Source organism: Collinsella sp. MSK.8.10 (genome assembly GCF_019041915.1).
In the GTDB taxonomy this organism is placed as follows: Bacteria; Actinomycetota; Coriobacteriia; order Coriobacteriales; family Coriobacteriaceae; genus Collinsella.
The window spans coordinates 119,113-145,489 of the sequence record NZ_JAHPYF010000005.1; the positions used below are offsets into that span (position 1 = coordinate 119,113).

25 protein-coding genes are annotated in these 26,377 nt (G+C 61.4%); 1 reads left to right on the forward strand and 24 read right to left on the reverse strand.

The window, feature by feature from the left end; genetic code table 11:
• Positions 1–154: 154 nt before the first annotated feature.
• From ppdK to rpsP, 9 genes are all read right to left on the reverse strand, one after another.
• Entirely contained in the window at positions 155–2,905 is a 2,751-nt protein-coding gene (gene ppdK / locus KTF55_RS06880; RefSeq protein WP_217108155.1) for a pyruvate, phosphate dikinase, read from the reverse strand.
• A gap of 348 nt (positions 2,906–3,253) precedes the next feature.
• Positions 3,254–4,129, reverse strand: a complete 876-nt coding sequence (locus tag KTF55_RS06885; protein ID WP_217108156.1) for a pyruvate, water dikinase regulatory protein — start codon at positions 4,127–4,129, stop codon at positions 3,254–3,256.
• Positions 4,130–4,163: 34 nt separating this feature from the next.
• Entirely contained in the window at positions 4,164–6,260 is a 2,097-nt protein-coding gene (glyS, locus tag KTF55_RS06890) for a glycine--tRNA ligase subunit beta (RefSeq protein WP_217108157.1), read from the reverse strand.
• Between the two features lie 3 nt (positions 6,261–6,263).
• Positions 6,264–7,175, reverse strand: a complete 912-nt coding sequence (locus KTF55_RS06895) for a glycine--tRNA ligase subunit alpha (protein ID WP_006236091.1) — start codon at positions 7,173–7,175, stop codon at positions 6,264–6,266.
• Between the two features lie 59 nt (positions 7,176–7,234).
• Positions 7,235–7,798: a signal peptidase I gene (gene lepB / locus KTF55_RS06900; RefSeq protein ID WP_055285127.1), complete on the reverse strand. Its 564-nt coding sequence runs from the start codon at positions 7,796–7,798 to the stop codon at positions 7,235–7,237.
• Between the two features lie 2 nt (positions 7,799–7,800).
• Entirely contained in the window at positions 7,801–8,559 is a 759-nt protein-coding gene (trmD, locus tag KTF55_RS06905; RefSeq protein ID WP_055285126.1) for a tRNA (guanosine(37)-N1)-methyltransferase TrmD, read from the reverse strand.
• A gap of 10 nt (positions 8,560–8,569) precedes the next feature.
• Positions 8,570–9,091 (reverse strand): ribosome maturation factor RimM, encoded by a 522-nt coding sequence (rimM, locus tag KTF55_RS06910; protein ID WP_118405508.1) that lies wholly within the window; start codon positions 9,089–9,091, stop codon positions 8,570–8,572.
• 4 nt (positions 9,092–9,095) lie between these two features.
• Positions 9,096–9,341, reverse strand: a complete 246-nt coding sequence (locus KTF55_RS06915) for a KH domain-containing protein (RefSeq protein WP_171021534.1) — start codon at positions 9,339–9,341, stop codon at positions 9,096–9,098.
• A gap of 42 nt (positions 9,342–9,383) precedes the next feature.
• Positions 9,384–9,725 (reverse strand): 30S ribosomal protein S16, encoded by a 342-nt coding sequence (rpsP, locus tag KTF55_RS06920; protein WP_022094749.1) that lies wholly within the window; start codon positions 9,723–9,725, stop codon positions 9,384–9,386.
• A gap of 201 nt (positions 9,726–9,926) precedes the next feature.
• On the opposite strand from rpsP, the gene dinB reads away from it, so the two are divergent.
• A complete protein-coding gene (dinB, locus tag KTF55_RS06925) occupies positions 9,927–11,180 on the forward strand; it encodes a DNA polymerase IV (RefSeq protein ID WP_217108158.1) in 1,254 nt (417 codons plus the stop codon).
• Positions 11,181–11,276: 96 nt separating this feature from the next.
• On the opposite strand, the gene rsfS is transcribed toward dinB, so the two are convergent.
• The 15 genes from rsfS to KTF55_RS07000 all read right to left on the reverse strand — a co-directional run bounded on the left by rsfS (position 11,277) and on the right by KTF55_RS07000 (position 26,372).
• Positions 11,277–11,732 (reverse strand): ribosome silencing factor, encoded by a 456-nt coding sequence (gene rsfS, locus KTF55_RS06930; RefSeq protein ID WP_035138582.1) that lies wholly within the window; start codon positions 11,730–11,732, stop codon positions 11,277–11,279.
• A gap of 27 nt (positions 11,733–11,759) precedes the next feature.
• Positions 11,760–12,293 (reverse strand): bis(5'-nucleosyl)-tetraphosphatase (symmetrical) YqeK, encoded by a 534-nt coding sequence (gene yqeK / locus KTF55_RS06935; protein WP_217108182.1) that lies wholly within the window; start codon positions 12,291–12,293, stop codon positions 11,760–11,762.
• An 87-nt stretch (positions 12,294–12,380) separates the two neighbouring features.
• Positions 12,381–13,058 carry a nicotinate-nucleotide adenylyltransferase gene (nadD, locus tag KTF55_RS06940; protein ID WP_217108159.1) on the reverse strand — a complete coding sequence of 226 codons (678 nt, stop codon included), beginning with the start codon at positions 13,056–13,058 and terminating at the stop codon, positions 12,381–12,383.
• A gap of 3 nt (positions 13,059–13,061) precedes the next feature.
• Positions 13,062–14,528, reverse strand: coding sequence for a GTPase ObgE (obgE, locus tag KTF55_RS06945; protein WP_217108160.1), 1,467 nt, complete (start codon positions 14,526–14,528; stop codon positions 13,062–13,064).
• An 85-nt stretch (positions 14,529–14,613) separates the two neighbouring features.
• Positions 14,614–14,871: a 50S ribosomal protein L27 gene (gene rpmA / locus KTF55_RS06950; RefSeq protein WP_006236075.1), complete on the reverse strand. Its 258-nt coding sequence runs from the start codon at positions 14,869–14,871 to the stop codon at positions 14,614–14,616.
• A gap of 33 nt (positions 14,872–14,904) precedes the next feature.
• On the reverse strand, positions 14,905–15,279 hold the full coding sequence (rplU, locus tag KTF55_RS06955; protein WP_035138585.1) for a 50S ribosomal protein L21: 375 nt from the start codon (positions 15,277–15,279) through the stop codon (positions 14,905–14,907).
• A gap of 67 nt (positions 15,280–15,346) precedes the next feature.
• Positions 15,347–16,159 carry a TIGR03936 family radical SAM-associated protein gene (locus tag KTF55_RS06960; protein WP_217108161.1) on the reverse strand — a complete coding sequence of 271 codons (813 nt, stop codon included), beginning with the start codon at positions 16,157–16,159 and terminating at the stop codon, positions 15,347–15,349.
• Positions 16,156–18,033 carry a TIGR03960 family B12-binding radical SAM protein gene (locus KTF55_RS06965; protein WP_217108162.1) on the reverse strand — a complete coding sequence of 626 codons (1,878 nt, stop codon included), beginning with the start codon at positions 18,031–18,033 and terminating at the stop codon, positions 16,156–16,158. The genes KTF55_RS06960 and KTF55_RS06965 overlap by 4 nt, the downstream gene beginning before the upstream one ends.
• A 10-nt stretch (positions 18,034–18,043) precedes the next feature.
• Positions 18,044–18,973, reverse strand: coding sequence for a YcjF family protein (locus KTF55_RS06970; protein WP_217108163.1), 930 nt, complete (start codon positions 18,971–18,973; stop codon positions 18,044–18,046).
• 18 nt (positions 18,974–18,991) lie between these two features.
• The gene (locus KTF55_RS06975) at positions 18,992–20,218 is read right to left on the reverse strand and encodes an FtsW/RodA/SpoVE family cell cycle protein (RefSeq protein WP_022094759.1); all 1,227 of its coding nucleotides are present in this window, start codon (positions 20,216–20,218) and stop codon (positions 18,992–18,994) included.
• A gap of 9 nt (positions 20,219–20,227) precedes the next feature.
• Positions 20,228–22,297: a penicillin-binding protein 2 gene (gene mrdA, locus KTF55_RS06980; protein ID WP_217108164.1), complete on the reverse strand. Its 2,070-nt coding sequence runs from the start codon at positions 22,295–22,297 to the stop codon at positions 20,228–20,230.
• A 13-nt stretch (positions 22,298–22,310) separates the two neighbouring features.
• Complete coding sequence (locus KTF55_RS06985) at positions 22,311–22,877, reverse strand: rod shape-determining protein MreD (protein ID WP_022094761.1); 567 nt, start codon at positions 22,875–22,877, stop codon at positions 22,311–22,313.
• An 11-nt stretch (positions 22,878–22,888) separates the two neighbouring features.
• Positions 22,889–23,830 carry a rod shape-determining protein MreC gene (mreC, locus tag KTF55_RS06990; protein WP_117820550.1) on the reverse strand — a complete coding sequence of 314 codons (942 nt, stop codon included), beginning with the start codon at positions 23,828–23,830 and terminating at the stop codon, positions 22,889–22,891.
• Between the two features lie 78 nt (positions 23,831–23,908).
• On the reverse strand, positions 23,909–24,940 hold the full coding sequence (locus tag KTF55_RS06995; RefSeq protein ID WP_006236061.1) for a rod shape-determining protein: 1,032 nt from the start codon (positions 24,938–24,940) through the stop codon (positions 23,909–23,911).
• Positions 24,941–25,067: 127 nt separating this feature from the next.
• On the reverse strand, positions 25,068–26,372 hold the full coding sequence (locus KTF55_RS07000; RefSeq protein WP_055309859.1) for a tetratricopeptide repeat protein: 1,305 nt from the start codon (positions 26,370–26,372) through the stop codon (positions 25,068–25,070).
• Between the last annotated feature and the right edge of the window lie 5 nt (positions 26,373–26,377).

The window sequence follows — 26,377 nt, forward strand, 5'->3', positions numbered from 1 at the left end:
AACAAACGTATTCGAGTATACACGCGCGGGTTTCTGCTGCAAGAACAATTTTTTACGCAGACAAAAAGACAAAACCCGCACATGATAATCGCCCGCCTCACGAATGAGGCGGGCGGCATGAAGGGGGCTACGCTAGGCGTCTATACCCAAAACGTTAGGCGGAGCGCTTCGCCTCGAGCTTGGCCTGGGCGGCAGCCAGGCGTGCGAGGGGCACGCGGTAGGGCGAGCAGGACACATAGTCCACATCGGCCACGTTAAACAGGCCCTTGATGGACTTGGGGTCGCCGCCGTGCTCGCCACACACGCCAAAGTGCATGCCGGGGTTGGTGGCGCGACCCTTCTCGACGGCCATGCGCACCAGCTCGAGTACCGCAGAGTCGATGGTCTCGAAGGGGTTATCCTTCAAGATCTTCTTGTGCATGTACAGCGGGATGAACTTGGCCTCGGCATCGTCGCGGGAGAAGCCGAAGGTCGTCTGCGTGAGGTCGTTGGTGCCAAAGCAGAAGAAGTCGGCATGATGGGCGATCTCGTCGGCGACCATGCAGGCACGCGGCAGCTCGAGCATCGTGCCCACGGGAATATTGAGCTCGACGCCTTCCTCGGCGGAAACCTCGGCGATCACGCGCTCGATGACCTCGCGGGTCTGGACATGCTCCGCCGTGATGGAGACGAGCGGGACCATAATCTCGGGACGCGGGTCGACGCCTTCCTTGATAAGGCGGGCAGCAGCCGTTGCCACGGCACGGACCTGCATGAGCGGCAGATCGCTAAAGACGACGGACAGGCGCACGCCGCGTAGGCCGAGCATGGGGTTCGACTCGACCATGCCGTCGATACGACGCAGGCGGGTGCGCAGGACGGCAAGCTCTTCCTCGCTGGCGCCAGCGGCTTCCTTCTTGGTGATGGCGACCTCGAGCTCGCGAGGATTATCCAGGAACTCATGAAGCGGCGGATCGAGCAGGCGAACGACCACGTCGCGACCGGACATAGTCTTGAACATCGCCAGGAAGTCCTCGGTCTGAACCTTGAGCAGGTCGGCCAGGGCCTGCTGCTGCACGGTCTCATCGTCAGACAGGATAAAGCTCTGGATGATGTTCTTACGGTCGCCCAGGAACATGTGCTCGGTGCGGCACAGGCCGATGGCCTCGGCACCAAACTCGAGGGCGAGCTCAGCGTCCTCAGGGTTGTCGGCGTTGACGCGCACGTGGTTGGCGTGGCCATCGGTCTCGTCCAGACGAATCTCGTCGGCCCAGGACAGGATGGTGTCCAGGTCGCCGGTGAGCTCAGCCGAAACCAGATCAACGGCGCCGTCGACGACGATGCCCTGAGTACCGTCGATGGAGATGATGTCGCCCTCATGCAGCACGCGGTCACTGCCCTCGATGTGCACGACCTTCTCGGCGGCGTCGATGTGGAAGCGTTCAACGCCGCAGACGCAGGGCGTACCCATGCCGCGGGCGATAACGGCGGCATGGCTCGTCTTGCCACCGTGACTGGTCAGGATGCCCTCGGCGGCGACCATGCCCTTCAGGTCATCGGGGTTGGTCTCCCAACGAACCAGAATGACCTTGTGACCCTCGTTGGCGCGCGCGACGGCGTCATCGCTCGAGAACACGACCTCGCCCACGGCGGCACCGGGGCTGGCGTTAAGACCGCTGGCCAGCGCCTCGTACTTCTTGGAGGCGTCAAACTGCGGGTGCAGAAGCTGGTCGAGCTGCGCGGGATCGATGCGGCTCACGGCCTCCTCGCGAGTGATCAGGCCCTCCTCGACCATTTCGATGGCGATGCGCAGGGCGGCGGTGGCAGTGCGCTTGCCCACGCGAGTCTGGAGCATCCAGAGCTTACCCTGCTCGATGGTGAACTCGATGTCGCACATGTCGCGATAGTGATCCTCGAGCGTCAGGAACACGCGCTCGAGCTCCTCGCCTGCGGACTCGAGGCCCGGGGTGGTCTTGAGGTCGGCGATGGGCTCGGTATTGCGGATGCCGGCGACGACATCCTCGCCCTGGGCGTTGACCAGAAAGTCGCCGTAGAACTCCTTAGTGCCGTCGGCCGGGTTGCGCGTAAAGGCGACGCCGGTCGCGGAGGTCTCACCCTTGTTGCCAAAAGCCATAGCCTGAACGTTGACGGCAGTACCGAGCTCGTCGGAGATGCCGTGCTGTTTGCGGTAGATGCAGGCGCGCTCGTTCATCCAGCTGCCAAAGACGGCCTGGATGGCAAGGCGCAACTGGAGCTCCGGATCATGCGGGAAGACGGGCTTGCCGCCGGTGACCTCGAGCTCGGGATACAGGGCGGCCTCGACGTTATCAGAGAAGATGCCCTTGAAGGTCTCGACAAGCTCCTGAAGGTCCTCGGCCGAAAGCTCGGAATCGACGCGAACACCGGCGACCAGGCGGGCCTGGGTCAGGGCGTTCTCGAACAGGTCGGCATCAACACCCATAACGACGTTGGAGAACATCTGGATAAAGCGGCGGTAGCTATCCCAGGCAAAACGCGGATTTTGCGTCTGGGCGATGAGCCCCTGAACGGAGTCGTCGTTGAGGCCCAAGTTGAGGACCGTGTCCATCATACCGGGCATGGAAAATGGAGCGCCCGAGCGAACCGACACGAGCAGCGGATCATTGTCGTCACCGAGCTTCTTGCCACAGCGGGCCTCGAGGTCGGCCTCGGCGGCAACGATCTCATCGAGTGCGCCTTCGGGCCAGACGTTGCCGGCACCGGAGTACTCGACGCAAGTCTGGCAGGTAATGGTAAAGCCACCGGGAACCGGCAGGCCGATGCGGCTCATCTCGGCAAGGTTTGCGCCCTTGCCGCCAAGCACGAAGTTCATGGACTTGTCGCCCTCAGTGACACAGGTGCCCTGGGCGTCGGTTCCAAAACGGTAAACCCTCTTGCAATCGCTCACGATACTTCCCCTTCCATGCGCTTACGCGCACGACCGTGGTAACGAATCGACCCGCCGGATGCGGGCCGTGAGGGAACTATACGGCCGGATTTGAACGGGCTTGAGCAGAGGATACGCGGTTTGGTAAACGTGCTAAAACTGGCGGTAAACGGTAGGTAAAGTTGGTTACCTTATGAAGATACCACTAGAGTGTAATTGCAGGTCAGAGGCGGTAGAAACTGCTAAATCGCTTTACCAATATCAGGCTTTTTAGCCGCTCCGATGAGTTTTCTGGGACGGGGATTAAAAAATCATTGAGTACCTAATGATTTTTTAATCCCCGTCCCAGAAAACTCATCGGAGAAAGGACTACTGCTGTTGGGCTCGGCGGGCGGCGCGGCGGGCGCGAGCTTCTTGGATTTCCTCCAAGTGGCTAATGATCTCGGCAGCGCTTTCCTCGATGGCCTTGCCGTCGGTACGCACCACAAAGCAGCCTAGGCGCTTCATGAGGGCACGAGCTTCCTCGAGCTCGCTGCGCACGCTCTCGGGCTCGGCATAGGAGCCGGCAACGGCACGGGCGTAGTCATCGCCCAAGCGGCTATCGCGAATTTCGGAAATCACATCGACGGTCGAAATCAGGCCGAACAGGCGCATCGGGTCGACCTCGTAAATCGACTTCGGCGGCTCCATGCCATGGGCCAACGGAACATTGGCAACCTTGTAACCTTGATAGGCCAAATACATCGACAGCGGCGTCTTGGACGTGCGCGATACGCCCAGTAGCACGATATCGGCACCCGACAGATCGTCGCAACCGCGCCCGTCATCGTGCTCAACGAAATACTCCATGGCCTCGATACGATGGAAATAGCGGTCATCGGTCTTGTGAATCACGCCCGCAACGCCCTTGGGCGGCACGCCGACGAGCGACGACAGCACGGCGAGCGTCGGGCCGATCAGGTCGACCGAACGGATATGCAGCATGCCCAGGTAATCGAGCACGCGGGCGCGAAGCGCCGGATCGACAATGGTGTGGAACACGGCGATATCGCGATGGTCGGCATCGACGCGCGGCCCCACAAATGACTTGACCTGCTCCACGGAGGCCACCTTGGGCAGGCGCAAAACGCGAAAAGCCCCTTCATCAAATTGCCCGGACGCCGCAAGCACCACCTCACAAGCGGTATCGCCGAGAGAGTCGGAGATAACGATAACGGTGGGACGAACGGCGACCGGGCAATCCATGCGGGGCTCCTTTTGCGCTTACGCGCAGGCTGGCTTACTTTTTGCGGGCAAACTCACCGATGTTGGCGATGCCGGAGAAAACGGCCTCGAAGCGGTTGAGCAGCTTAAGGCGATTATCGCGGAGCTGCTCGTCCTTGTCCATGACCATAACCTCGTCGAAGAAGCGGTCGATGGGGGCACGCAGAGCTGCAAGGGCGGCAAATGCGGCCGGGTAATCCTCGGCAGCAAGGGCGGCATCAACAGCGGTCTGAGCGGCCTCGGAGGCGTCGGCGAGCGCGAGCTCGGCCTCGCCCATCAGGCTGCGGTCGTACTCCGCACCCAGCTCGGGCTTGGAGATGTGCGCGGCGCGGGCATAGGCGGTAGCCAGGTTGTCGAAGGTCTCGGCATCGTTCTTGCGGGCCTCGTCGAGCGCGGCGCAGCGGGCGAAGAAGACGGACGGGGCGATGATGTGCACCGCGGAGACGGCGGCAACGGTATCGGCCGGGATCTTTTCGTCGCGGGCCATGCTCACAAGGCGGCCATGGAAGAAGTCGCGAACCTGCTGGGCGACCTCGGCGGCGTCGAACTCAATGCCCCGCTCACTGTAAAGCTCGAGGGCGAAGTCGATGAGCGACGTGGGGTCGATCGGCAGACGGTCGCGCAGGATGTTGATGATGCCGATAGCGGCACGACGCAGCGCGTAGGGGTCGGAGGAGCCGGTCGGGGGCTCGCCGATGGCAAAGATACCGGCGATGGTATCGAGCTTGTCGGCGCAGGCCACGATGCAGCCAGCGGTGCCCTCGGGCAGCTCGTCACCGGCAAAGCGGGGACGATAATGATCGCGAATGGCGTGGGCAACCTCGTCGTTCTCCCCCATCGCGGTCGCGTAATAACCGCCCATCACGCCCTGCTGGCTCGTGAACTCGACGACGGCGTTGGACACCAGGTCTGCCTTGCACAGGTGCGCGGCGCGAGCAGCGTCGGCGGCAAGATGGGCGCCCAGATGAGCCTCGCGGGCGATAGCGAGCGCGAGCTGCTCGATGCGCTCGGACTTGGCGAGCACGCTACCGAGCTTCTCCTGGAAGGCAACCTTGGCCAGACGCTCACGGAATTCGTCGAGGGAGATCTTCAGGTCCTCCTCGTAGAAGAACTTTGCGTCGTCCAGACGGGCGCGCACGACGCGCTCGTTGCCGTCGATCACGCGCTCGGCGTTCTCGGGCTTGCTGTTGGAGACGACCACGAACTCACGCGTGAGCTTGCCCTCGCCGTCATAGATCGGGAAGTAGCGCTGGTTGGTGAGCATGGACTCGCAGATGATCTCGTGCGGGACCTTGAGGAACTCCTCATCGAAGGTACCGACGAGCACCGTCGGCCACTCGCAGAGGTTGATAACCTCCTCGAAGACCTTCTTGGGCGTATCGACATGGCAGCCGGGGCGGGCAGCCTCGACCTCGGCGATACCGGCGAGGATGGCCTCACGACGACGCTCGGCAGAAAGCACGCCGGCGTCCTCGAGCACCTGCTCGTAGACGGCGGGGCTGGCAACCACATGGTCACCAGGGCCAAGTACGCGATGACCACGCGTGGTGTTGCCGCTCGTCACGTCGGCAAACGACACAGGCACAACATCCTCGCCCAAAAGGCAGCAGATCCAACGGACCGGACGAACAAAGGTCGCGTGCTCGTGGCCCCAGCGCTGGCTGCGGTAGTTGGGCCACTGCAGGCCGGCAATAGTCTTCTCGCACAGAGCGGTCAGAATCGGGGTTGCCGGTGCGGAGGGAATATTCTTCTCGGCGAACACATACTCGCGACCGTCAGTGTCCTCGCGACGGACCAGGTCCTCGGCAGCCACACCGCACTTGCGGGCAAAGCCCTGGGCGGCCTTGGTGGCGTTACCGTCAGCGTCGAAGGCAATGTTGGCCGCGGGGCCACGCTTGACCTCGTGAACCTCATCGGTCGCGGTGGCGACGTCGGCCACGAGCGCAGCCAGACGACGTGGGCTCGAGATCACGCGGACCTCGCCGTGGGCCAGACCGGCCTCGTCGAGGCCCTTGGCGATCATGGTGCCAAGCTGCTTGACGGCATTGTTCAGCGGTGCGGAGGGCATTTCCTCCGTACCGATCTCAAACAGGAAATCCTTAGCGTCTGCCATGGCTTACGCCACCTCGCCTTCCTGGTCGGCATTCTCGTTGACTCCGGCGACCTCGGCCATATAGGCCTCGCAGCACGCCTTGGCGACGGCGCGGACGCGCAGGATGTAGTTGGCGCGCTCGACCGCGGACAGGGCGCCACGGGCATCGAGCAGGTTGAAGGCGTGGCTGCACTTCATGACGCAGTCGTACGCCGGCAGCGGAAGCTTGCGCTCCAGGCAGGAATGGCACTCGGCCTCGTAGTCGTCAAACTTCTGACGCATCATCTCGACATTGGCGACCTCAAAGTTATAAGCACTGAACTCGCGCTCATTCTCCAAGAACACGTCGCCGTAGGTCATGGGCGTGCCGTCGGGCAGGTAGCTCCACACCAGGTCGTAGACGGAGTTGACGCCCTGGGCATACATGGCGATACGCTCCAGGCCGTAGGTGATCTCGACAGGCACGGGGTCGACCTCGATGCCGCCCACCTGCTGGAAGTACGTAAACTGCGTGACCTCCATGCCGTTGAGCCAGACCTCCCAGCCAAGGCCCCAGGCGCCGAGCGTCGGGCTCTCCCAGTCGTCCTCGACAAAGCGGACGTCATGGTCGTTGGGGTCCAGGCCAATGGCGGCCAGCGAACCCAGGTAGAGCTCCTGAGCGTTGACCGGCGAGGGCTTGATGAGCACCTGGAACTGATAGTAGTGCTGCATGCGGTTGGGGTTCTCGCCGTAGCGGCCGTCGGCGGGACGGCGGCAGGGCTGCGCATAGCAGGTGCGCCACTCGGCGGGACCGAGCGAGCGCAGCGTGGTCGCGGTATGGAAGGTACCGGCACCGACCTCGGAGTCATAGGGCTGCATAATGACGCAGCCCTGCTCGCCCCAGTACTGCTGGAGGCGCAGGATGATGTCTTGGAAGGAAAGCGATGAAGCGTTCATGCCTCTAATATCCCCTCGTCGAAACGATTACACGGTTAGGTACTGTACTATAGCGGTTTTTAGTCGATAGCGCCGATGCGGTTGAGCGGCCAGTAGCGCACAAGCGCCACAGCGATCAAATCAGAGCGATCGACGGGACCAAAGTAGCGTGAGTCGGCAGAGTTTTCGCGGTTGTCGCCCATCACCCACACGCACCCGTCGGGAACGGTGTAGGGATAGCTTACCTGAGCGCCGGGCGCTTGGACCGAAAGTGGCCAGCTCATGCCCGTCGTATAGTCCTCGTCGAGCGCTTGGCCGTCAACGACCACCTTGCCATCCTGCAGGTCGACCGTCTGGCCGGCCGTGGCAATAACGCGCTTGACAAGAACATCATGCTCGGAGGTGCCATCGGGGTTGTGAAACACCACGATATCGCCCTGCTTGACGGGCTGACCGAGCTCGAGGCTCACCTTTTGCGCCAGGATCTGGTCGCCAATCTCGATTGTGTCCTCCATAGAGCCGGTGGGCACCACAAAGGGCTCGACCACAAAGGTGCGGATCAGGAAGGTGGCCACAAGCGCGATCGCGATGACCGCGATCCACTCAAAAGCGCCCCTCAACGCGGAATGTTGCGTAGGAACCATACTCACTCCTCGCTCTGCGAATACGAAGCGTCAAGGATCTCCTGCGCGTAAGCGCGCTCCTCGGGCGTGAGCCGCGCAGTCTCGATCAGGTCGGGACGCCAGCGACAGGTGCGCTCGATGGCATTCTTGCGGCGCCAGGCATCGACCTTGGCGTGATCGCCGCTCACGAGCACCGGAGGAACGCCCTCGCCGTTGAACTCGGCGGGGCGGGTGTACTGCGCGTACTCGAGCAGGCCTCCGTCCTCGGCGGTCGAGAACGACTCGTCCACGTTGCTCATCTCGTCGCCCAGGGCGCCGGGAATGAGGCGTACGACGGCATCGGCAACGACCATCGCGGGCAGCTCGCCGCCCGTGAGCACATAGTCGCCGATCGACAGACGTTCATCGGCATACGCATACGCGCGCTCGTCGACGCCCTCGTAACGGCTGCACACAAACAGCAGGCGCTCACTTTTGAGCAGGCGCTCGGCCACATGCTGCGTAAAAGGCTCGCCACAGGGGGTAAAGAACACCACAGTGGGCTTAGGACCCTCTGCGCTAATGGCCTCGATGGCCTCTGCGATAGGCTCGACCTTCATGAGCATGCCCTGCCCGCCGCCGTACGGCTCGTCATCGACGGTACGATGGCGGTCGTGCGTCCAGTCGCGCAGGTTATACGCCTTAAAATCAAAAAGGCCGGCCTTGCGGGCGCGGCCCAAAATCGACGTGGACATGACAGGCTCAAACATCTCGGGAAAGACCGAAAGGGTCTCAATCAGCATGTTTTCCTCCCTACTTGTCCATATCGATAAGGCCGTCCATCACGTGGACGGAAATTGTTCCTGCATCGGGAAGATCGAGCACGACCTGCTCGATCACGGGAATCAGTACCTCGCCGTACCGATCACCCTCGACAACCCAAACATCGTTAGCGGGCGTCGACATGATCTCGACGATCGTGCCGAGCGAACCGAAGCGCTCGTCGACCACCTCGCGACCCATCAGGTCGGTATAGGCAGCGTCGAGCGAATCGAGCTCAAAGTCGTCGCGATTTGCCAGCACATAGCATCCCGTGATGCCCTCGGCGGCCGTCAAGTCGTCAATGCCCTCAAACGAGACCAGATCGCCATCGCCCGTATCGGTGACGGACACGACCGTGCAAAAGCGGTCGCGCTTGAGCGCCGGCGGCGTCAGGGCGACGCGCATGCCCGGCTCTAATACAGAAGGAAGCCCCCGCAGCGGCTGCGCGAGGACCTCCCCCTTCCTTCCGTGCGGCTTGACCACACGGGCGATGTTTTTGTACTGGGACCTCAAGGTCCTAGCCCAGAACCTCTACCTCGACAGCAGTGTCGAGGCGAGCGGCCAGTGCACGGGCGAGCGTGCGAATGGCCTTGATGGTACGGCCACGACGGCCGATGACCTTAGCGACGTCATCCTCGGCGACCGAAACCTCAATCGTGGAGGCGTCGTCACCATCGATGACCTCAAGGCTCACGGAATCCGGGTCGTCGACGATCTGAACAACGAGATATTCGACGAGATCGGCGATGCGATCTGAGAGCATTGCCTCACCCTCGAGCTGTGCAGCGTCAACCTCAGGCACGATTTACTCCTCGGCGCCCTCAGCGGCCTCAGCGGCAGCCTTAGCGGCCTCGGCCTCTTTGGCGAGCTGCTTCTTGGACTTCTTGACGACGGTCTCGGTCTTCTCGCCCTCGTTGGCGGCCTTGACCAGAGCAGCGACAGCGTCGGTGAGCTGAGCGCCCTTGGACTGCCAGTCAGCGATCTTCTCGAGATCGAGGTTGATGGTCTTGGGGGCGGTCATCGGGTTGTAGCGGCCGACCTCCTCGATGATACGACCGTCACGCGGGGCGCGGGAATCGGCGACGACGACACGGTAGTACGGACGCTTCTTAGCGCCGTGACGAGCAAGGCGAATCTTGACTGCCAAAGGAAACTCCTCCAACCAAGCAGCTTTAGGCTGCAACTACAAACAAACAGTTGAACATAATACGCCATCGACGCGGGCAGGTGAAGTCCGTGAGACCAACTTCTTCGGTGTAGTCGAGGGCAAATCCATATCTTAGACAAGAATTCGGGATTTGCAAGCACATACACGCACCCCACATGAGCTGCGCGGTATACTCATGACATGGAAAGACGCGAACATACATACGGTTATGAGGATGCCATGGGCGTCACACCGCCTCCCTGGACGGGCCCGGCGGTGGGTCTGATGGACCTTGATGCGTTTTTTGCGAGCGTGGAGATGCTCGATCATCCCGAGTGGCGCGGCAAGCCGCTCATCGTGGGCGGAGACGCCGATTCGCGTGGCGTCGTGTCCACGTGTTCGTATGAGGCGCGTCGCTTTGGTGTGCACTCTGCCATGGCCTCGGCCGAAGCGCGACGCTTGTGCCCGCAAGCCATTTGGACGCATGGGCACTTTGACCGATACCGCGAGGTGAGCGCGCAGGTCATGGCAATTCTCGCCGACGAGACCCCGCGCGTTGAGCGCGTATCCATCGACGAAGCCTTCATCGATATCACACCGGGTCGCTTTGCGCCCGAAGACCCGCTGCTGGTTGCGCGGCGTATAAGCGATCGCGTGGCAGAGCTGGGAGTGACGTGCTCCATTGGCGTGGGCTGCAACAAGACGGTCGCAAAAATCGCAAGCGAGCGGGATAAGCCGTTTGGGCTGACCATCGTGCGCCCCGGAACCGAGCAGCGCTTTTTGGCCGCGCTGCCGGTATCTGCCATGAGCGGCATCGGGCGCTCGGCCGAGGAGCGACTGCGCCGCATGCGCATCTACACCCTCGGCGAGCTATCACGTGCACCGGAATCCACCTTGGCCTCTATTTTTGGCGTCAACGGCGAACGCATGCGCCAGCGTGCGCAAGGACTCGAAATCTCCGAAGTCACGAGTCTCGATGAAGAGCGCGAGGTCAAATCGGTCAGCAATGAACGCACCTTTGCTAAAGATTTGACTGAGCGTGGGGATATTGAGGCGGCGATTGCGCTGCTGGGCGAGTCAGTGGGACGCCGCCTGCGCCGTCAGGGACTAACGGGCGCCACGGTGACGCTCAAGCTCAAGTATTCGTATGGAAACGGTCGCTCGGCACAGCGCCGGCTGCCTCATCCGACCGACGATGAGAACATCTTCGTGGCGGTTGCACTCGAACTGCTCGACAACATCTGGCAGGAAGGAATGCACGTTCGCTTAGCAGGCATCGGCATGAGCGACTTTGACCATCAGGGCGGCATCCAGACTGACCTGTTCTGCGAAGTCGACGACCGCGGAGCCCAATCGAGCGACCGTCGCGACCTCTCGGTCGCTATCGACGCCGTCCGAGACAAATTCGGCGACACCGCCCTTTCCTTCGGCCGCCAATCCCGCTTCAACGATTAACCGCCTTTGGGCAAAAAGAAAGCCGGGCAGGTGCGGAAAACCGCACCTGCCCGGCGATATGCGTGAGGGTAGCTAAACCCCGTCTCAAATGAGCTACTAGAGGAGGTTGAGGGGGAGCTGGGGGGCGTCTCCCCAGAGTTTCTCGAGGCGGTAGAAGTCGCGGGCTTCGGGAGTGAAGACGTGGACGACAACCGAACCGTAGTCCATGAGCATCCAGGTCTTCTGCTCGCGGCCCTCGATGGAGAACGGATGCTCGCCGCAAGCCTCGGCGACCTTCTCCTCGATCTCGTCGACGATCGAATCGACCTGGCGGTTGTTGGTACCGGTGGCGAGCACAAAGTAGTCGCACACATCGGAAAGCTCGGTCAGGTCGAGCACCTGCACGTCCTCGCCCTTCTTGTCGTAGGCGGCCTGCGCGGCGGCGCGGGCGACATCCTCGGCGGCGACACCGCTCGCGGACAGCGAGGCGGCAGTGCGGTCGGACGTGGCGACGAAGCTCTTGTGCTCCACACCTTCAAGAATCTGCTCGTCGGTCATGGTCTCGTCGGCCATGGAATACCTCTTTCTAGACAGCCCGAGCTAGCGCAGCTGGGCGTAATGGTTGTAAATCGTAATAGCCGTGGGATAAAGATAGCGCCCGGACTGGATCACATAGACCAGACCCTGCGCAAAACAGGAGAAGAACAACTCATCGAGCGTCGACTCCCCCACCATCTCGCGCAGGGCATGCGCATAGTCGCCGTGGCGGTTGGGCTCGATGGCATCGGCCACAAAGACCACCATATCGAGCGGCGTCATGTCGCAGGCACCCACGGTGTGACGGTCGACAGCCTGGAAAACGGCCGGCGACAACTCGGGGAAAAGCTGCGGAAGCTCATAGGCGGCAACAGGACCATGCAAAAGCGGCGTCGCGGCGGAAGGAGAGCCGGCAATCTTAATGCCGTAATGCAGAGCGCGCGTAACCAGCTCGTCGTCGGAGAGCACTTTGTCCCAGTCGTGGATCAGACCGGCAGCAGCGGCATCAAAGCGGTCAACGCCGTAGACCTCGGCCAGATGAAGTGCGGTCTCGGCAACACCCAGCGAATGCACATAGCGCTTGCGCTTATCCTTCATGCGAACATCGAGCAGCTCTTGAATGCGCTTGAGCAGCGCGCGCTCATCGCCCTCAAACTGATCCTCTACCGACAACGTAGACCCCCATCACTCAAAATCTTCTTGGCCCAATTCGGCATATAGCCTGCGTTTGCGAATGTAGCCGAGCACGGACTCGCTCGTAAGGTAGCGCACACTCATGCCGCGGGCAACTCGCTTACGAATGTTCGTCGAGCTGATCGCCAGCGCCGGAATCTGAATATAGCGCACGTCGAACGGCAGCCCCGACTCTTTAATTCGGGCACGCGCCGTATCGATATCAAAGCCCGGTCGCGTCGCCGCAATAAAGGTAGCAAGCTCAGCGATTCGTTCGGCATCATGCCAGGTCACGATATCGATAATCGCGTCGGCGCCCGTAATAAAGTAGAGCTTTACCTGCGGCGGGTAAAAGTCGCGAAGGGCATGAAGCGTATCGGCCGTATAGGTTACGCCCGGGCGGTCGATCTCGAACCGGCTCGCCAAAAAGGCCGGGTTCGCGGCGGTGGCGAGGACCGTCATGGCATAACGGTCCTCGGCAGGCGTCACCGGCTTGTCAAGCTTAAAGGCGGGAGACCCTGCCGGCATAAAGAGCACAGCGTCCAAGTCGAGCGACTCGCGCGCCTGCTCGGCAGTCACCAGATGCCCGTAATGGATGGGATCAAAGGTGCCACCCATAATGCCGAGCCTAAACTCCTGCCCGTCCTCTAGAGGAAGCTCGGGCAGACCGATTCCACCGCGCAGCGACATGGCTTACTCGCCCTCCGAGGTCTCGGCATCGCCCGCGGCATCCGCCGCATCGACAACCTCGACGCCTTCATCCGCAGCATCGGCCACGTCAATGACTTCAACGGCAACGTCCTCGCCAGCATCCTCGAGCTCCTCGTACTCCGAGAAGTCCTCAGCGCCCTCAAAGTCAAAGGCGCGCTGGCAAATGCGGACCTCGTCGCCCGCACGGCAACCGGCCTTCTCGAGCGCGTCGTCAACACCCATACGCGCAAACTTATGCTGCAGGTAAATGACGGCTTCCTCGTTTTCCCAGTCGGTCTGGATGACCATGCGCTCGATGGCACGACCGACCACGCGGAAGGCACCGGGCTCTTCCTGGACAATGCGGAAACGCTTCTCACGCTGCAGGCGGCGGCGCTCCCACTCATCGTCGCGCAGGTCGACCGGTTCATCGGAGACCGCCAGCTCGGCGCGGAGCTTGGCCACCTGCTCACCTACGGCAAGCATCAACGTATTGAGACCGGCGCCCGTCACGGCAGACACGGCAAAGAACATATGTCCATCGTCGAGCGCTGCGCGCTTAAGGTCGGCAATCTTGTCGGCCGTACCCGGCGCATCGCACTTGTTGGCGACGACGATCTGCGGACGCTCCGAAAGCTCGGCACCATACTGCTCGAGCTCGCGGTTGATGATTCGATAATCCTCGACCGGATCGCGATCCTCAAAACCACCCGTCATGTCGACGACGTGCATGATCAGGGCCGTACGCTCAATGTGGCGCAGGAACTGATGACCCAGGCCCTTGCCCTCGCTCGCGCCCTCGATAAGACCGGGGACGTCGGCAACGACGTAAGAATATTCGCCGGCACGCACCATGCCGAGGTTCGGCACGAGCGTGGTAAACGGGTAGTCGGCAATCTTGGGGCGGGCGGCACTCATGCGCGCAATGAGCGATGACTTACCCACCGAGGGAAAGCCCACGAGCGCGGCATCGGCCATAAGTTTCATCTCGAGCTCGATCCAGTGCTCCTCGGCCGGCTCGCCTAGCTGGGCAAAGGCCGGAGCGCGGCGCACCGACGTCACAAAGTGCGTGTTGCCCAGACCGCCGGCACCGCCGGGCGCCACGACGACGCGCTCGCCGTCGTGCACAAGGTCGGCAATCTCAAACATCGGGGTCTGTGTCTCGGGGTCGAGCTCGCGCACCACGGTACCCATAGGGACCTTGAGAATCAGGTCCTCGCCGCTCTTACCGTTACGACGGGCACCCTGCCCGTGCGTGCCACGCTCGGCGCGGAAGTGATGCTTAAAGCGGTAATCGATCAGCGAAGACAGCTGAGCATCGGCCTGGATGACGACATTGCCGCCACGACCGCCGTCGCCGCCATCGGGGCCGCCCTTGGGGACAAATGCCTCGCGCCTAAACGACATGCATCCGGCTCCGCCGTCGCCGCCGCAAACGTTAATGCGGCTGATATCGGTGAACTGTGACAACAGAATCGCCTCCTACAAAAAAGAGGGAGACCCTTGAATCCTAAAACTCAAGTGCCTCCCACATATGTGCTCTATGAAGGGTGAATTACGCGTTCGCGAGCGGGCGTACGCTGACCCTGTGCTTGATACCCTTGTGGAACTCAACGGTACCGTCGACCAGCGCGAACAGCGTGTCGTCCTTGCCACGGCCAACGTTCTCACCCGGGTGGATGTGCGTGCCGTGCTGACGGACGAGAATCGTGCCCGTGGTTACCGTCTGGCCGGCATAGCGCTTCGTGCCAAGGCGCTGACCGCGGGAGTCACGGCCATTACGGGAGGAACCGAGTCCTTTTTTGTGTGCCATTGTGTATACCTACTCTTTCGTTACGAGTGTAATCTACTCGGCGACGGGAGCCTCGGCAACAGCCTCGGCCTCTGCCTTGACAGCCTTCTTGGCGCGGGACGTAGCCTGGACCTTCACGATCTTCAGCTTGGTGAGCTGCTGACGGTGACCCTTCAGACGACGATAACGCTTACGCTTGTGGAACTTGAAGACCAGCTGCTTCTCGCCCTTGAACTGCTCAACGATCTGAGCGGTAACCTTGGCCTTGGCCAGCTTGTCGGGATCAGTGACGATCTTCTTACCATCGTTGAGGAAGATAACCGGCAGGGTGACCTTGTCGCCCTCATTGCCCTCGATCTTCTCGACGGTGATGACATCGTCGGTGGCGACCTTGTACTGCTTGCCGCCCGTGTTAACGATTGCGTACATGTTTACTTGCCCTTCATGCATCAGTTAGTGCAACAGCCGAATATAGTAGCAGGCGAAAATACCCCCGTCAACGAGTATGTGGAGCAAATCCACAAGTTCGCACAGGTATGGGGCTGACGAGTCGGCCCTCGTCGTCCTCGCATGCTTGATTCTGACGCTCGACATCGTAGGAGCAGATGGTCACGAGGTCTTGCATACCGGTGGAAACAATAGGTGCATCCACGCCCGGGGTCAAGCCCTGCAACAAAACATCAGCAGCGGAAAGCAAAATTTCCGGACGCATGGAGCCCTCGTTGTCGGCATGGGTGTCGAGCATGAGCACCAAATGGTCCGGGCGCTCCCCCGCCGTGAGCTCATAGCCCACGAGCGTGTGATCCAAATCCAATCGCTTGCTCTTTTTTCCGCGCGCGTAGTCGATGCCATGGTCCGCGCGCAGCGTGTCGATCGCACGACGCACCTCCTCGGCGCTTACGGGCGCCTCGGGATCTAAGTGCAGGTCGATGCGATACGACAGGCGCGTGAGCTGCGCCGTCAACGCCGGCGTGCGCACGTCGATGTACGCCGCCTCAATGGGCGCCAGATCGGCCGGAGACGCCGCAGCCAGGCGCCCAAACGCCTCGTCGAGCGCCACGAACTCGGTCATAAACAGGTCATACCACTCGCAGGTCGACGACGTACCCACCGGTAGCGCCGAAGAGAAGCCCACGCGCATGTGCGGAGAGAAGCCCTGAGTGACGGCATAGGGAAGTCCCGCACGGCGCACGATGCGCTCAATGGTATGGATTACTTCGAGATGGCCCAGGTACTTAAGGCGATCGCGCTTGCCATAGCGAACACGAAGTCTAAAGAGCGAGGGGTTGTCGGTCAGGCGCTCACTCATGCGCGATCACCCATCAATACATTCTTGGCGTGGAGCGTGGGGCAGATCCCGCAGCCGGTGCACGACGTGCGGGTGCAGTCGGGAGTCGTGACGCCCTCGAGCGAGCGACGGTACTCGCGCTCGAGGAAGCCGCGCGTGCAGCCGGGGCTCACGTGCTCCCACGGCAGGCGCCAGTCCAACTCGTAGGGCAGGTGCACGAGCTCATTGAGGTCGATGCCGTTTTTGGCAGCAGCCTCCTTCCAGTTATCGAGCGAGAAATGCTCTACCCAGGCGTCAAAGCGAGAGCCCGAGCGCCAAGCATCGATGATGACGGGCGTCATGTCACGACCGGCGCGGGACAGCGCGGCCTCGATGAGCGAGGTCTCGGCATCGTGGTAATGCACGCGGACGGCACGGTTGCGAACGCTCGTGACAAGCAGCTTCTGGCGACGCTTGACGTCGTCGTAGTCGAGCTGCGGGCACCACTGGAACGGCGTGGCAGCCTTGGGGATAAAGACCGAAACCGAAATGGACACCGAGATCGAGCCGCGACGAGCCTTGGGTACCACGGAACGACCGAGCTCCAGCACGTGATCGGCCAGATTGGCGATGGCCACGATGTCCTCGTCGCGCTCGCCGGGAAGGCCCATCATAAAGTAGAGCTTCATTCGGTTCCAGCCGGCCTCGAAGGCCGCCTTGGCCGCACGGTCCAGGTCCTCCTCGGTCACGTTCTTGTTAATGATGTCGCGCATGCGCTGGCTGCCGGCCTCGGGCGCGAACGTCAGGCCGCCCTTCTTTTCGCCGGCGACCGACTCGGCCATATCCACGCCAAACGAATCCAGGCGCTGCGACGGAATAGACACGCGAATACCCGTATCCTCCAGGCGACGGTTGAGCCTGCCGAGCACGTCGCGAATGCAGGAGTGGTCGGTCGTGGAGAGCGAGGTCAGAGACACCTCGTCATAGCCGGTCTTTTCCAGACCCTGAATCACCGACGAGACGATCTGGTCGGCCGAGCGCTCGCGCACCGGGCGATACGTCATGCCGGCCTGACAAAAACGACAGCCGCGGGCGCAGCCGCGCAGGATCTCGATAGACAGGCGATCGTGAACCAGCTGCGCGTAGGGCACGCATGACTGTGACAGCGGATTCGTGGCGCCGAAATCCTCGACGACGCGCTTGTAGACCACGGTCGGCGCATCCTTGCCCTCACGTGGCACGGTGTAGCCATGCGGCGAGCAGGGCTCGTCATGACGGACCTCATAGAGCGACGGCACGTAGTTGCCGGCAATGGATGCAAGCTGCTCAACAATCTGTACGCGCGGGACTCCTTCATCGCGCAGGCGGCGATGCAGCTGGCAGGTCTCGAGCAGCGACTCCTCGCCCTCGCCGATGAGGATGGCATCGAAGAAGGCCGCGTACGGCTCGGGGTTGTACACCGAGGGACCGCCAGCGATGATGATGGGGTCGTCTTCGCCTCGGTCGGCCGCTAACAGCGGAATGCCAGCGAGGTCGAGTGCCTCGAGGAAGTTCGTCACCGCCATCTCGTGCGGCACATGCAGGCCGACGATATCAAACGAAGCGACGGGCGCAGCACCCTCGAGCGAGAGCAGCGGAATGCCTGCCTCGCGCATGGCGTCGCCCATGTCGGGCCACGGCACATAGCCGCGCTCGCAGGAGATGCCCTCGGCCTGGTTAAGAATGTTGTAGAGGATGGCGATACCCTGGTTGGGCAGACCGACCTCGTATACGTCCGGATAGATCAGACAACAACGGTAATCGGCATCGGCCTTGGAAAGCGTGCCCCACTCGTGATCGATATAGCGGCTCGGTTTCTCGACCTTGGCGAGCAGCGGCTCAATTAAATGAAAACAGTCTTGGTATGCAACGCGCAACGGAAAACCCCTAAGCAGCGAGATCGGATGCGTCTTGGTAGGACGCCATAGGACGGGTAGCGCCCGCGACCGTGGTCACCAGATCGCGAACGCGGGAGAACGTGGCAGTGACCGCCTCGTTGGCACGGCTGTAGTCGACATCGCGCTCGTAGAGCGAAACAAGCGCACGGCCCATGCCGTAGGTGCCCGCGGCAGCAGTGAGCGCCTTGACGGCAAACCCAATATGCGGCGTCTGTTTGACGAGCGCGCGGGTGACCGCGCGGATCACAAGACCGCCGGCAAGCACGCCCACGACCTCGTAGCCGCGCTCAGGCTTAATGCCGCGTCCAAAGACGGCAGCGAGCTCAAAGAGCATGCCCACCTGCGCCAGCGCCATAACGGGATAATCGGCGCCTGGCAAAAACACCAGTGCACCGGTCGCCATATTGGTGAGCGCGCACGAGGTGATGATACGATTGGCCGCCGCGATGCGCATGAAGGCAAAGTTCGCCGCAAAAGCCGTTTCCTTGTCGGTGCGGTCGAGAATCCAGCGGGCAAGCGTCTCGAGCAGATACGTCTTATCGGTTGCCGCTACCACGCCGAGCATGGGCGTGGACTCCTCGATAAACGGCACCTCCACAGCAGACTCGGCAAGCACGCACACGGGCGCGCCGGCGATCACGAGCTCCTGCACGGCACTCTCCAAGCGGTCGGAACCACACGAGAGCACCAGCACCACATCGGTATCGGACTTTGGAGCAATTCGCTCCTCCCCCAGACGCTCGACGCGCACAATGCCCGAGGTCGTCTGCGGCACAAAGGCGTCACGCACCGTCTCGGCCAGAAAGCGCGAGGCGGACGAATCCAGATAGACCGAGACGCGCACCGGCGTATCGGAATCCTTCTTAACGGACGCGCCCATCTTAAAAGCGCGGGTCAGCTTATCTACGGGAATTTTCATAGCAAACCCCTCCAGCGGTTACGCGGCGCCCGAACGATGCCGCCATATGGATTGTACGATACCCACCGTCAGCAGCTGAATCATCATCGAAGACGAACCGAAGCTAATAAACGGTAGCGGAATACCGGTAATCGGCATCATGCCGATGCACATGCCGATGTTTTCGAAGGTCTGGAACGCCCACATGCCAACGATGCCCACACACGAAAGACGCAAAAACAGCGACTCACACTTAAAGGCGACGCGAATCGTCGAAAAGATCAGCAGCACGTAGAGGCACAGGAGCAAAAAGGAACCACAAAAGCCAAAGGTCTCGGACAGAAAGGCGAAGACGAAGTCGGTGTGGAACTCAGGCAGAAAGCCGCCGGCTGACTGCGTCGCATGGCCCAAACCCTTACCAAAGAAGCCGCCCGAGCCAACGGCGATAAGTGACTGCTGCAGGTTGTAGGCATCGTCCGAATCGGCATTATCGGGGTCGATAAAGACCGTCAGACGGTTCATCTGATACTGCTTGATGAGCACATCGTGGCCGAGCAACGAATCAAAGACCGAATCGAGCGCCAGGACGAGGGCCACCAGGCCCACGAGCAGGGCCAGGGTCGACAGCACCCATTCGCGGCGTGCACCGCTCATACAAATGACGATGGCGCCCGAAACAAGCACGACCAGGCCCGAGCCCAGGTCGCCCATGGCAACGACGGCCAAAAACGGAATGGACAGCATGCCGCAGAGCTTGACGTAGTCGCGAACGGTATCGATGCGACCGTTATACTGCGAGCCAAGCGTAGCAATAAAGAAGATGGTGATGAGCTTGGCAAGCTCAACCGGCTGAAATGTCAAGCCGATACCGGGAATCTTGATCCAGCCCGTCATGCCCAGACCGCCCGTATAGGACAGACCCGGAATCTTGGGCGAGAAGATCACGATCAGGTCGATGACGAGCAACGCCGTCGAGAAATTGGAAATACCGCGCAGGTCGGTACGCCAGACCAGCACCGCCAGCACCGCTCCGATGCCAATTCCCAGCAGATGGCGTGAAAACGAGGCATCGGCCTTAAACTGCGAAGCCGACCAGATAATGATGGCACCGTAGGCGACGAGCGCCACAGTAGCCACGAGCACACCGATATGCACCTTTTGGCGAAACGTGCCGCGCGAGGCCGAAAGTTGCTTGTTGACACGGTCCAGGCTGCTGCGAGAGCCGGTCTTGGTTGAACGGAACAGATCCGCCGGAGAAAAATCCATCGCAACCTCCTATCGAACCGAAGAATCGCCCGAGGCCGAAGAGGTATCGGGCTCGTCATAAATCACGCCGAGCACGTCGCGCACGACATGCATCGCGGTATCTGAGCCGCCGCCGCCCTGCTCCAGGACAGTAGCGATGACATACTTGGGATCATCGGCCGGTGCATAGGCGCAGAACCACGCGTATTCGTCCTCGCCACTTTTCTCGCCCGTGCCCGACTTGCCGTATACCTGCGGCGTCAGGGTGCCAAAGTGCGCCGCCAGGGACGTCGATGCCGTGTAAATCACGTCGTGCATGCCGTTGCGAACTAGAGCCAAATCCGAATCGCTGTTGATCTTGGCCTCCAGGCGCTTCTTCTTGCCCTTGCCATTGTACTTATAGGCATCGCCGTCGCCATCGCGCGACACGGCAGATAAAAACACGTGAGGCACGTACTGTTTACCGCCGTTGGCAAGACCCATATAGGCGCACGCCATCTGCAGGGGCGTCACCAGGATGTCGCCCTGGCCGATAGCAATGTTGGTCATATCGCCGGCATTCCACTTGCGGTCCTCGGCAGATGCGTCGGTGAAGTACGACTCTTTCCACTCGGCATCGGGAATACGGCCCGCGCCCTCACTCGGCAGATCGATACCGCAGGTCTTGCCTAGGCCCCAGCGACGAAAGACCTCCTGCAGGCCCTCGGAATGTTTCTCATCATAAAAGAACGCCTTGCCCATGTCGTAGAAGACGGGGTCGCACGAGTTGGCGATACCCGACTGCAGTGTCATGGTGCCGTGGCCGGAATGCAGCCAGCAGTACTTGCCCCACGACTTGCCCAGACCCGTCCAATAGCCCGTGCAGTTGGTCGTCTGCCCCGACGTGTAGGTTCCAAACTCAAGACCGGCCAGTGCCGAGAGCGGCTTGATGGTCGATGCCGACATGTACTGTCCGCTAATGGCGCGGTTGAGCAGCGGGTGCGAACCCTTGTCATCATTGAGCTCGGTCCACACGTCATTTGAGACGCCGCCGATAAAGACGGACGGATCGAACTTGGGCTCGCTCGCCATGCCCAGGATCTCGCCATTGTTGGGATCGAGACACACCACGGCGCCGTTGCCGGCATTGCTGTAGCCAGTGGTCTTGGCAAGCTCGATAGCGCTCGCCAGTGCCGTCTCACAGGCCTGTTGGATCTTAAGGTCGAGCGTGAGCTTAATGTCGGAGCCGGCCTTCGCGGGAACGGCGCCGGCCTGACCGGTCACGTTGCCCGAGGCATCGACCTTGACGGTCTGCTCGCCACGAATACCCTGCAGCAGGTTTTCGTAGTAGCTCTCAACGCCCGCCTGACCCACGATATCGCCCGACTGGTACGTAATCTTGCCAGCAGAAGCATCATCATCGCCAGAGGTTTTCTTATTCTGGGCCTCGAGCTGCTCGGAGGTAATGGTGCCGGTATAGCCCAAGATATGGCATGCCGTCTCGCCGTATGGATACTGGCGCTCGGTACGCTCGGCAATCTTGACGCCCGGGAACTCGCCGGCGTGTTCCTTGATATAGGCAACCGTGGAGCGACGGACGTCCGTCGCGATGGTATGCAGGCTCTGAGCGCCCTCTGTATTGTCCTGAATATTGCGAAGGACCGCCACATAAGGCATTCCAAGCACGTTGGCAAGATGGCGAACCAGAACCTCATCCTCGGCAAGGTCGCGGTAGGCCACGACAGCAAGTGAGGGACGGTTCTGGACAAGCGCCACGCCATTGCGGTCGAGGATGCGGCCGCGCACAGCGGGTGTGGTAACGGTGCGAGTCTGATTACTATTGGCCTGCTTCTCGTAATAGTCCGACGAGACCATCTGCATGCCCCACAGCTTGACGGCAAGTGCCGCAAACATCGCGCCCACACCCGTGGTGAGGATGGAAAAGCGGCCCTTAAAGGCGGTCGCCGCGGTATTGCCCTCGCCCTCGGTGGCGCGCGGAGCCGTTCCATGCTGTGTATCGTAGGTAAAACGGGAATCGCCTCGACGCATGATGACCAGCGCGACCACGATGGCCACAACCAGCACGATACCGGCGATAATAACCGTCATCTGGGAAGACATCTACGGGCCTCCCCTATTTGAGCTTGCGGGTCTTGGGCTTAAAGCGCATACCCGTCTGGCGTCCGCCACGTGCGGAGAATCCATAGCCGGACTGCGGCACGACGCCGGACATCAAAAACGGAATGGCAACCAGACCCGTCAGGATCGAGGACGGCAGCGCATGGCCGAAGATCGCCACGACAAAGCTCGTCTCCAAACCCATAAACAGCAAGATGATGCTGTAGATAACATTAATGACGAGCGCGAAGGCGCCCACAGTGACGCCGCGCGCACTCGGGGTACCGCCCGTCTGACCGACGGCGCTGTGCACCAGGGCAAAAGAACCCACGGTCAGCAGGAGCGACATAACGCCCACCGGCACGGCAGCGGACAGGTCATAAAACAAGCCGCTGCAAAAACCGCACACGACGGCACGGGTCGGGTCGCCCGAGAACACGCTTAGGCACACCAGGATAATCATGAAGTTGACGCGACCGCCCGCAATGGAGATCTGCGGTGCCAGGCCTGCCTGCAGCAGCACGCATACGATGGCGGCGATTACAAACGTGCGGGAGCTCATCCCCTGCTCGTGTAGATCCATGGACATGCCCCCTATTCGTTCGAGCCGGAATCGGTCGTCTCGGACGTGTCGGAACTGTCATCCGAGCTCTCGTCCTTCGTCTTGGTTGCAGCATCGCGCGACGTTCCCTGCGGCGTGCTGTTGGCCGTGCTCACGTCCTCATCCGAGGCCGACTGTTCGTCGGTCAGCGAGGTAATGACCAGCACTTCCTCGTTGTTCTCGGCCGTGGTCTGAGCGCGCACCACAATGGTGTAGTACACGTCGTTTGCCGATTTCTCAACCGACGAGACGGTGCCGAGCGGTAGACCCTTGGGGAACACACCGCCGATGCCCGAGGTCACGATGATGTCGCCGACTTTAACGTCGGAGTCGACGCTCACATACTCAAGACGCAGCGTGCCGTCAGCCTGACCCTGCAGCATGCCCTGGGCGCGCGTGTCCTGTACCATGGCGGACACACCCGAGTTCTCGTCGCCAATCAGGCGCACGGTGGACGTCTTGGCCGAGACTTCGATGATCTGGCCGATAACACCGGCCGAACTCGTCACAGGCATGTTGATGGTAAGGCCGTCGGCAGAGCCTTTGTCGATGGTTACGGTCGAGGTCCAGGCATCGCCCGAGGCACCAACGATACGAGCAGCGGTCGATTTGAGGTTGTAGGTCGACTGCAGCCCGACCAGCCCCTCCAGACGCTCGGCGGTCTTTTGAGCCTCGGAGAGCTCAGCAACCTTAGAGGTCAGCTCCTCGTTTTGCTTCTTAAGCTCGTCAAGCGTGTCCTGCGACGCCGTAAGGTTAGAGAACACGTTGCCGATCGCATTGAAGGGAGCCGCCACGGCCGAGCCCACAAAACGCACCGGCGAGGTAATCGTCGTTACGCCCGAACGCACGGCATGAATCGGCCCTGCCTCGCCCTCGCGGATGTAAAACGTGAGCAGCAACACCGAAATCAGGCTGAAAACAATCAACGGGCGCATACCCGTTGATTGTCGCTTGGTATTCAGATTTGTGGAGAAACCCGAAGATCGTGCCAAATGGAATCCACCTTTTGGAAATTAAGCATTGGTCTGGACGAAGCCGCCATCAAACGCATTGGCCTCGAGCACGCGGGCACAGCCGTTAACGACGTTATCGAGCGCCGTGGGGCTGACGTTGACCGAAACGCCGGTCTCATCGCGCAGACGCACGTCGAGTCCGCGTAGCAGAGCGCCACCACCGGTCAGCAAAATGCCGTAGTACATAAGGTCAGAGGCAAGATCGGGCGGCGTGGCATCGAGGGCGTCCTTGACGGCCTTGGCCATCTCGTCGAGCGGCTTGTTGAGCGCGCGACGAATCTCCTCGCTCTCGATGCGCACGGTCTTGGGCAGACCGGTGATCACGTCGCGACCGTTGACCTCGACGTCGAGCTCGTCCTTGAGCGGCACAGCGGAGCCGACCTTGATCTTGATGTCCTCTGCCGTACGCTCGCCGATGGCAAGGTTGTAGGCATCACGAACGTGCGTGAGGATGGCCTGATCGAACTCGTCGCCTGCAATACGGATGGACTGCGAGACGACGATGCCGCCCATAGCGATAACGGCAACCTCGGTGGTACCGCCACCGATGTCGATGACCATGGAGCCGGTGGGCTCCTCGACGGGCAGGTCGGCGCCGATAGCGGCAGCCATGGGCTCCTCGATCAGATAGGCCTGGCGAGCGCCAGCCTGGATCGTGGCCTCAAAGACAGCACGCTTCTCGACCGACGTGACGCCGGAGGGAACGCAGACGACAACGCGCGGACGCGGGGTCCACGGATAGCGCTTCTCGGACGCCTTATCGATAAAGTAGCGAAGCATGGCCTCGGTAACATCGAAGTCGGCGATGACGCCGTCCTTCAGGGGACGAACGGCCACGATGTTGCCGGGCGTACGGCCGAGCATGCGCTTTGCCTCGATACCGACCGCCAGGATGCGCTCGTCGTTCTTGTCGATGGCGACAACAGAGGGCTCGCGAATGACGATGCCCTTGCCGCGCACGGAGACAAGCGTATTTGCGGTGCCGAGGTCGATGGCAAGATCGCCCGCATAGCTACCGAAGAACATATCCATCAAAGAAAACAACGCAACTCCTGATGTGTTGGATGATTGCTGGAAAACTACTAGATCATCATACTAGCGCAAGCCCGGCACCTCACTTGCGGTGAAGCGCCGGGCAAAGCTAAATCCCATAAGGTCACTACTGGTTGTCAGCAGCCGAGAAATCCATATCGAGCGAGGAAACGGCCCAGCCGATATGGTTGTCGGAGCGCACGAATTTGACGGTGTACTCCTGCTCGCCGCCCTTGGACAGCGATGCCTTCACCTTAGCGGTCGTCTCGGTCATGGACTGATCCATGCCCTCGACGGACACGGTGGCACCCTGCGGAATCGAGGAGATGATCATCGACTTAGCGTCCTCGGACAGGCTCGATGCCAGGCAAGACTCGGCCTTTGCGGTGTCACCGTCGCCGGCAGCCTGGAACAGATCGGTAACGACAGACTCCTGGGACGGGAAGCCAAAGCCGCGCGTGTAGGCAAAGCCCAGACCGCCCGCGGCGATCAAAATGAGCAGAAGCAGCACGATGAAGACTTTGAGACCCGTGTGGCGATGGCGACGACGGACCTTGGCCTGCTTACGATCCTGACGGTCCTGCTGGACCATCTCGGACTCGGACAGCGTAAAGAAGCCGGTGTCCGAGGGATCGGGCATAAACTGACCGGTCGCGCCCGTAGGATCGAGCGGATCGACGGCAGGAGCGTCCATCGCGGGCGCCGGAGCCGTGGCCATAGCCGTCTGGGCAGACAGCGCGGCAAGCGAATCGTGCACGCGGGCAAGCTCATCGGCCTGCTCGGAGGTGAGCTGGTAGATGCCATCGGCAGTAGCGGCGTTAAAGGCGTCGAGTGCGTCGGAGGGACGGCCGGCGGCAGAAAGCGCCTGACCCATGCCGGCGTTGAGCGCACGCGTGTCGTCGCGGGGGCCGGCAAAGTCGATAGCCGTGCGGTAGGTCTCCACGGCATCCGCCGGACGGCCGAGCTTGATGAAGCAACGACCGAGCTCGCCGAGCGCGGCGGCAGGAGCCGGATTGGCGCCATCGATGGCAGCCTGACGGAAGGCAGTACCCGCGTTGGCATAGTCGCCCGACTGGAACAGCGCGTTACCCAGGCCCAGATAGGCCTTGAACGGCGTGGCATAAGAAGCGTCCTGCGTAGCAGCAGAGAACGCCTGAGCGGCCGTCGTGTAGTCGCCCACGGCGGCGAGCGCCTTGCCGCGGTTGGTGAGCAGCGCGCCGCGCTTGCCATAGGTGCCGTCGTTGAGGGCGGCGGCGTAGGCCTCGGCGGCCTCGGCATACATGCCCAGGTGCATCAAGGCGTTACCACGAAGGTGATCGGCCTCGCCCATAATCTCATCGGGAGTCTTTGCCGCCCCAAGCATCTGGGCTGCAGCGGAAAAATCACCCGCGCGGTAAGCGGCGCGGCCCTGTTGGATCAGCTGGCTATTCAAGGAAA